Source organism: Mycobacterium sp., from assembly GCF_049281135.1.
In the GTDB taxonomy this organism is placed as follows: Bacteria; Actinomycetota; Actinomycetes; order Mycobacteriales; family Mycobacteriaceae; genus Mycobacterium.
Genome location: NZ_JBAPRN010000353.1, coordinates 1 through 7,609 on the forward strand (window position 1 = coordinate 1; position 7,609 = coordinate 7,609).

Genomic DNA, 7,609 nt, shown 5'->3' on the forward strand with positions numbered 1-7,609 from the left:
GCCCACTAGCTGGGCAAACGGAGAATCAACGATTTATCGCGATAGGCAATTCAAGCAACTCCTGCAACAGCGGTATCAGTGGTATTGGTACCGCCTGGGTCAAATTCGGAACAACGATCGCGCAGTAATTCGCCTCGACCTGTCACCATTGAGAGTGTGAACGCCGCGATTATCGTCCTATTGATCTTGCTGGCCACCGGCGTCGTCGTCAGCCCACTTCTCCGGCTGAGGGCATGGCTGAAGCGAACGCCGCCTGCGCAAGAGTTTCAGCCACCCCCTGACGAGGATGCCGACTAACCGCTGCCCAACGCTCGTCGCTCAGCAACCAACTTCGATGCTGAACGGGACCGTCACGGAGACGCGTGGATCGTTGACCTGAGATCCTTCGGCCGTCCCCGTGATGGTGTACGTGTCCTTGGCGAACCGGATCTTCGACTGACCGAGTCCGGAGTCGGAGACGCCGGAGAAACCCTCGAAGTTGTCGAAGTGGACCGACTCAACCTTGGGCGTCTCCGAGTCCAGCTTGAGCAGCACGCGAACATTGGCGGGCGCGGCGCTGATGTTTGCCGTCAACATCCAGTCGACCTGGCTGCACGTGATGGCATGCGAGGTGCGGGTGTTTTTGTCGACGGTGATGCGCGCGGTCTTCTGCGTCGCCTTGTCGTCCGTAAAGCACCCGGAGCACGATGCCGCCACGAGTGAAGCGCTTACCGCCGCGGTGATGAGCCGTCGTCCCACCAGACACCTCCCGACGCACGCAGGTTTGTCCCGCACGCTGTTTCTATCAGCCTGCGTGCGTCCGCGGGAGTAAACAGGCGCGACGGGCTAGCCCAGCGAGATGCGGCCCATGAGCAAGTCGATGATCGGCTTGCCCGCTGCGAACGTCCCGGTATTCGACGAGTTGACGTGTCCGTAGTCGACGAGCAGGGTCACGCCGTTGACACCTGCGGCGGCGTCGCTGTTGAGGAACGCCATCACGTTGCCCATCTGTTCGGGCGTGTGCGTCGCGGTGCCGGTGGCCTCGCGGTAGTCCTGCGCGAACGACAGCCACAGGTCGGCATTCGCCCGGGCGAGGGGAGTGTCGGTCGGACCCGGGCAGATCGCGTTGATCCGGATGCCCTTGGCCAGGAACGGGAATGCATGCGTTGCGACATAGGCGTTGATCGCCTGCTTGCTGGTGCCGTAGTGGCCGAAGTTGTCCGACTCGTGGGCTTTGCTCCAGGCGTCTGCCGATTCGAAGTCGGGCGTGGCCAAGAACTCCTGAAGCCGAGGCAGGTCGGTTTCCCAGCCGATGCCGGCCACTGAGGAGATGAAGCAGATGGCCCCGCCGCGGCCCAGCTGGCCGTTGCTGATCAGCTTGTCGATCACGTGCCGGTGCCCGATGAAGTTGATCTTCATCAAGTCCGGACCGTCAGCGATGCCGGCGGCCGAGAACAGGGCGTCGACGGGTCCGCCGACCTCCTCGAGAGCCTTGTCGATCGACGCCGGGTCCCGAAGGTCGACCTGGATTCCGCGACCTAGGCCTGCGTCGACCGGCGCGTAGTCCAGGTTGATCACCTCGGCTCCGAGGTCTCCAACGATCTTGGCCGCAGCGGCGCCCATGCCGGTGGCACCTCCGACTACCAACGCCCGCTTGCCGTCGTAGCGGAACTGCTCGATACCAGTCATTTCATTCCTCTCTAGGGACGCCAACAGTAAGGCTCACGAGTACTTTACGTGAACAGATATTTGGTATCAGGACGGGATTACCAGGCCGGGTCCGAGGCCGCGATCCGCACGCGAGTGCGTGAGATGTCGGTGCCGCGACAGCGGAATCCATCACACGGAGTCCGGCAACACGCACCCCGCAAGTATGCGGGGACCGGTGCGCCCACCGGTGCGTATTCGAAATCTTGGTTGTCAGATTGAAGCGGATGTGTCACGTTCGGCGGCGCCGCGCACCAGTGTGTCGCGGGCATTGAGCAGCGCCGCATGCTTGCCCTGAGCCCGCACGATGTTTTCCGGCACCCACAACGCATCCATGACGTAGCGCGCCAGCATCGACAACGACGGCGAATCCTCGATGCGGATGTCGCCCGACTCGATCCCCTCCGACAACAGTGTTCTGAGTTGTCGTAAGCGCATGGTGAAAGCCAGGCCGGGGTTGGGCGTATCGGGCGGCGATTGGCGCATCCATGCGAGTTGGATCTTCCACTCATCGGGGAACTGATCCAACGCATTGATGTTCACCCAACTCAGTGCGTCCAACTTCTCCACCGGCGTGGCATCGGTGCGCAGAACGCTGGCGAATCCGCCGCCGGCTTTGATGCCGAACGACTCCATGATCGAGGCGAGGAGTTCGTCCTTCGACCCGATCAGCCGATAAACCGTCCCCGTGCCCAGGCCTGCCGCCGCGGCGATGTCACGGATCGTGGTGACCTCGTAGCCTTTTCTGCCGAACTCAGCTCGTGCCACCGCACGCACGTGCGCCGCCTTGTCGTTGCCGTCCGACTCGCCCTCGTCGGTCCAGGTGTTGATGGCCGCCTCCGCCGCGGCAAAAGCGCTGGAGCTGTTCAGTTCCCGATCGCTGGGCGACCGACTGGCCAGACCGTGCAAGATGATGCGGCACATGACGACCGCGGTCTGATCGGCCGCGCCGGTGTGCCTGATGATGTCGAGTCCGACGTGCATCATGGTCTGGCAGATCCGGTCGGCCAGCGTGGGCAGGTCGATGTCGGACCGAATGAAACCGCTCCACCTGCCGGCGCGCAACGTTTGCAACATCGCCTGCTGCACGGCGGTCGGCGGGTTTTGGAGGAGTTCGACGAGTTCCGGATTTGCGCTCGGCGCCTCATAAAACGACATCTGCAGGGCGGCGCGGTGCTGTACCGCACAGCGCGCGATCGCGGACCCCAATTCGACGATCTTGTCGGCGACGGAGCGCGGGTCGGCTTGGTCTAATCTCTCGTGAGCGATTTCGCCGATGCGATCGAGATCGGCGTAATATCGCCGGACCAGTTCGACGAGGATCGCTTCCTTCGATTCAAAATGGTGATAAAGGCTTCCGGGCAATATGCCCGCGGCATCGGCGATCTCTTGCAGGGATGTCCGCAGGCCCGAGGAGGCGATCAACGATGCGGCGGTTTGCAGGATTTCGGTGCGACGGGTGCCGTCGTCATAAGAGCCGCCGCGGTCGTTCGCCAAGTCGGGGACACGTTTTGCGGCACCCCGTCCCCGCGGTGTCATGCGCGAACGTCCGGCTCGCTCGGACCGGGCCAACGAATCGGCATCGGGCAAGTCTAGGCGCGCAGAGCTCGAAGTTGCTCCAGCCTCGGATGGTTGCTGAAGCCCCACGACACCTCCACAGGCCGGTCCCGCGCGATCCGTGACCCAATATTTGGTTTAACGCTACCAGGTTGCTGAGCGTCAATTGCGCAGGTTGAAGGGTATTAGCGCGGTGACATGGTTTCAGTGAAGGACGGACTCGGCGAACTGCGCGCCGATCTGCACGAGGCAGTGGTCGGGTGCGTCGAGAAACGCGCTCCAGCTCAGCAGGCGCTTGAGGTACAGGTGAGCGTCGTGCTCCCACGTGTAGCCGATACCACCGAAGACCTGAATAGCCGTATCGCCGACAGCGGCCAGCCGGCCGGCGAATGCCTTGGCGCGCAATGCGGCCGAATGTCGTTCCGCGCGACTTCCGGCATCGGCCGCCCAGAGGGCGTGGATCACGCCGCTGCGGGCGAGTTCGACTGTCTCGTACATGTCGACGCACAGGTGCTGGACCGCCTGGAACGCGCCGATCGGCTGGCCGAATTGGCGCCGCACTTTGGCGTATTCGACGGCGAGGTTCAGGATTGCCCGCGCCGCGCCGAGCGCGTCAGCGGCCCACGCGATCGTCACGTCATCGACAAGCGCCTCGACTGAGTCGGCAGACGCGCCACTCAAACGTTGCCCAGGTGTGTTGTTGAGCCGTAGACGAAATCGCTTGCGGGTCTGGTCGATTCCGGCTTGCGGGATGATGTCGATGCCGGGCGCCGACGTCTGGATCGCGAAAAGACCAGTGCCGTCCCGATCGTCGGCGATCACGAGGATCACGTCGGCGGCGGCGACATCCCACACGCTGTCGATCTCGCCACGCAGCACCACGCCGTCGCCGCTTGCGGCCGCGCTCGGGCGGTCACCGCCGAGCGGGCCCACCGTGACGGTCGTGGAACCGTCCGCGATGCCGGTGAAAAGTGGGGCCGCCACGCTGGCGTCCACCTCGAATCGCGTCAGCGCGCGGGTCGCGGCGACGGCCGTCGATAGCCACGGCCCGGGATGTAGCCCGGCGCCGAGTTCTTCGAGCACGACGCCTGCCTCAACCATCGTCATGCCGGCGCCGTCGTATTCCGACGGCACAAGCAGGCCGGTGGTGCCCACGTCGGCGAGCCCCTGCCAGACCGCCTCGGTGGTGCCGGTCGCGTCGTCGAGCATCGGGCGGACATGCTCGGCTATGGAGGCCTTTTCGGCGAGGAAGCTTCGCACCGTGTCGCGCAGTGCGATCTGCTCGTCGGTCAGCTCTAAATTCATGCGCGCGGCAACCCCAGAACGCGTTGGGCGGTGATGTTCTTGTTGATCTGCGTCGTCCCGCCGGCGATGGTCAGCGAGCGGGCCGTCAGGCGGTAGTCGGTCCAGCGGCGGCCGTCGGGATGTGTTCCGAGCAGGTCGAAGGCCAACGCGGCGATGCTCTGCCCGACCTCACCCCAGATCGTCTTGGCGAGGCTTGCCGATGCGAACGCGTCGCCGCCGTGCAGGATCGCGGAGATCGACCGTTGGCACAGCACCTCGAGATATTTGATGCGCAAGGCGATTTCGCCCAGACGTCGCAGCGTCGTCGGGTCTTCGAGCACCGGCCGGTCGCCGATCTTTACGTCCGCGAGATCGGTGACCAATTCCGCCATCCGCACCTGCATCTCGGTATAGAGCCGTGCGGCCCCGGCCCGTTCGTGACTCAGTGTCGTCGTGGCGATCTGCCAGCCGCCGTTCTCGGGGCCGAGCAGGGCATCCACAGGCACCCGCACGTCGTTGAAGAACACTTCCGCGAAATCCGCGTCGCCGCTCAGCGTGACCAGCGGCCGAACTTCGATGCCCGGCAACGACATGTCGAGAATCAGGCACGAGATGCCCTTGTGCTTCGGCGCGTCCGGGTCAGTGCGCACATACAGCTGGCACCACTTGGCCCGATGCCCCAGTGAGGTCCAGATTTTCTGGCCGTTGACGACGTAGAAATCGCCTTGCGAATCAGAGCTGCGCACCGCGCGGGTGCGCAGCGAGGCGAGATCGGAGCCGGCGTCGGGTTCCGACATGCCCTGACACCAGATGTCGTCGGCGCGCATCATGCGCGGGAGCAGCGTGCGCTTCTGCGCCTCGGTGCCGTGCTGCATGATCGCCGGGGCGATGTTGTTCATCCCGATCACATTGAGATGGACCGGCACCCGCGCGCGGGTGGTCTCCTCGGCGCAGACCAGCTGCTCGAGAACGCCCGCCCCGCGGCCGCCGTACTCCTGCGGCCAGGAGAGCGCGGCCCAGCCGGCGTCGGCCATCGTCGCGTTCCAGGCCCGAAGGGTCTGAAACGCCGCTTCGTCCCTACCTCGCCCGCGGTTCGCGGCGATGACCTCGTCGGTCAGGTTCGCGGCCAGCCACGCGCGCAACTCTTTGCGGACCTGTTCCACCTCTGGCGGGTATGAGAAATCCACGTTTCCTGTTGGCTTCGGGGCGATTGACTACGGGCAATGGCGAACTCTACGGTGGAACAGATATTTGGTCAACAACATCGGGGATGGGTCAAACTCCGTCGGCGGGTTGCCAACCGGCTATCTTCCGGTAAGGCTTCCCATAGTATCGTGCGTCTTGGCGCTCTGCTCAGCGTCCCAACTACGAAAGCGCAACAAACATGACTGACACTGTAAAGGTCCGCTTCGAGCCGAAAATGATGATCGACGGCAAGTTGGTCGACGGCCAGGCCGGTACTTTCACCAACCTCAACCCGGCCACCGAGGAGCCGCTTGGGGAAGTCGCCGATGCGTCGAAGGAGGACATGCACCGGGCCATCGATACCGCCCGCCGCGCCTTCGATGAGACCGACTGGTCGACCAACAAGGAGCTGCGCAAGCGCTGCCTGTTGCAGCTGCACGACGCGATCGAATCGGAGAAAGAGGAATTGCGCGAGGAGCTCATCCTCGAAGTCGGATCCCCCCGGGCCATCACGTTCGGCCCGCAACTGGACGCCCCATTGCAAGACGGGTTGAAGTACCCCGCTCGGCTGATCGACGAGTACGCCTGGGAAACCGACCTGGGCGACCGCGTGATCAGCCTTACCGGGGCGAACACCACCATCAAGCAGTGGCGCGAGCCGGTCGGCGTGGTCGGTGCAATCGTGCCGTGGAACTTCCCGTTCGAGGTCACCCTCAACAAGCTCGGCCAGGCGCTGGGCACTGGCAACACCGTCGTGCTCAAGGCGGCGCCCAACACCCCGTTCAACGCGACCCGGCTGGGCCGGCTGATCGCCGAAAAGACCGACATCCCGGCCGGCGCCGTCAACGTCATCACCGCATCGGATCACTTTGTCGGCGAGGAGCTTACGCTGTCGCCCAAGGTCGACTTGATCTCATTCACCGGGTCGACGGTGGTTGGTAAGCGGATCATGGAAAAGGGCGCGGCCACCATGAAGCGGCTGTTCCTCGAACTCGGTGGCAAGTCCGCCACCATCGTCTTGGAGGACGCCGACTTCGGGTTGGCCTGTGCGATCGGTATCGCCCCCTGCATGCACGCCGGACAAGGGTGCGCCAATCCGACCCGGATGCTGCTGCCGCGGTCGCGTTACGAAGAGGGTGTCGTGATCCTCAAGAGCATCTACGAGAACGTCACCTGCGGCGACCCGCAGGACCCGGGCACCCTGTGCGGCCCAGTGATTTCGCAGCGACAGTTCGACCGCGTGACCGACTACATCAAGAAGGGCGTCGAGGAAGGCGCCACCGCGCTGGTCGGCGGACCCGGCGCGGAGACCGGCTTCGACAAGGGATACTTCATCCGGCCAACGCTTTTCACCGATGTCGACAACAAGATGACGATCGCCCAGGAGGAGATCTTCGGCCCGGTGCTGTCGGTGATCCCGTTCGACGACGAAGAAGACGCGATCCGGATCGCCAACGACAGCCCGTACGGTCTGGCCGGCAACGTGATGTCGGGCTCGCTGGAGCATTCGCTGGCGGTGGCGCGGCGCATCAAGGCCGGCTTCATCGGCGTCAACGGCGGCGCACCTTATGGCGCCGACGTTCCGTTCGGCGGGTACAAGGACAGCGGCGTTGGCCGACAGAACGGTGTGGCCGGTTTCGACCAGTACACCGAGGTCAAATCCGTCGGATACCCCGTGGGCTGACCGCACCTGCGGTAATTCAGCCTGTCAGCGGGCTACCTTTGTCCCGTGACCGACGCCGGACAAACACAGCGGGCGACCGGCCGCAAGATTGCGTTCCGCTATGCGGCCGGTCTCGCCTGCGGGCACCTGATCGGCTCCGCCGATGCCGCCGCGATCGTCATCCCGCTGCATGGTCAGTTCGCCAACGAGACCAGGGCGTACTTCGCTCCGAAC

7 protein-coding genes are annotated in these 7,609 nt (G+C 64.3%); 2 read left to right on the forward strand and 5 right to left on the reverse strand.

Annotated elements, in window-relative coordinates:
- Positions 1 to 156: 156 nt before the first annotated feature.
- Positions 157 to 297, forward strand: a complete 141-nt coding sequence (locus WAN02_RS14165; RefSeq protein WP_422264831.1) for a hypothetical protein — start codon at positions 157 to 159, stop codon at positions 295 to 297.
- 21 nt (positions 298 to 318) lie between these two features.
- Here the strand turns inward: WAN02_RS14165 and WAN02_RS14170 are convergent, their stop codons facing one another.
- The 5 genes from WAN02_RS14170 to WAN02_RS14190 all read right to left on the reverse strand — a co-directional run bounded on the left by WAN02_RS14170 (position 319) and on the right by WAN02_RS14190 (position 5,714).
- The gene (locus WAN02_RS14170; protein WP_422264832.1) at positions 319 to 738 is read right to left on the reverse strand and encodes a lipoprotein LpqH; all 420 of its coding nucleotides are present in this window, start codon (positions 736 to 738) and stop codon (positions 319 to 321) included.
- A gap of 87 nt (positions 739 to 825) precedes the next feature.
- Positions 826 to 1,668, reverse strand: a complete 843-nt coding sequence (locus WAN02_RS14175) for an SDR family oxidoreductase (protein WP_422264833.1) — start codon at positions 1,666 to 1,668, stop codon at positions 826 to 828.
- Between the two features lie 231 nt (positions 1,669 to 1,899).
- On the reverse strand, positions 1,900 to 3,225 hold the full coding sequence (locus WAN02_RS14180; RefSeq protein ID WP_422264834.1) for a TetR/AcrR family transcriptional regulator: 1,326 nt from the start codon (positions 3,223 to 3,225) through the stop codon (positions 1,900 to 1,902).
- A gap of 222 nt (positions 3,226 to 3,447) precedes the next feature.
- Positions 3,448 to 4,548 (reverse strand): acyl-CoA dehydrogenase family protein, encoded by a 1,101-nt coding sequence (locus WAN02_RS14185; RefSeq protein WP_422264836.1) that lies wholly within the window; start codon positions 4,546 to 4,548, stop codon positions 3,448 to 3,450.
- Complete coding sequence (locus WAN02_RS14190) at positions 4,545 to 5,714, reverse strand: acyl-CoA dehydrogenase family protein (RefSeq protein WP_422264837.1); 1,170 nt, start codon at positions 5,712 to 5,714, stop codon at positions 4,545 to 4,547. The genes WAN02_RS14185 and WAN02_RS14190 overlap by 4 nt, the downstream gene beginning before the upstream one ends.
- A 197-nt stretch (positions 5,715 to 5,911) precedes the next feature.
- Here WAN02_RS14190 and WAN02_RS14195 point away from each other — a divergent pair, with 197 nt between their 5' ends.
- Entirely contained in the window at positions 5,912 to 7,396 is a 1,485-nt protein-coding gene (locus tag WAN02_RS14195; RefSeq protein WP_422264838.1) for an aldehyde dehydrogenase family protein, read from the forward strand.
- Positions 7,397 to 7,609: the final 213 nt, after the last annotated feature.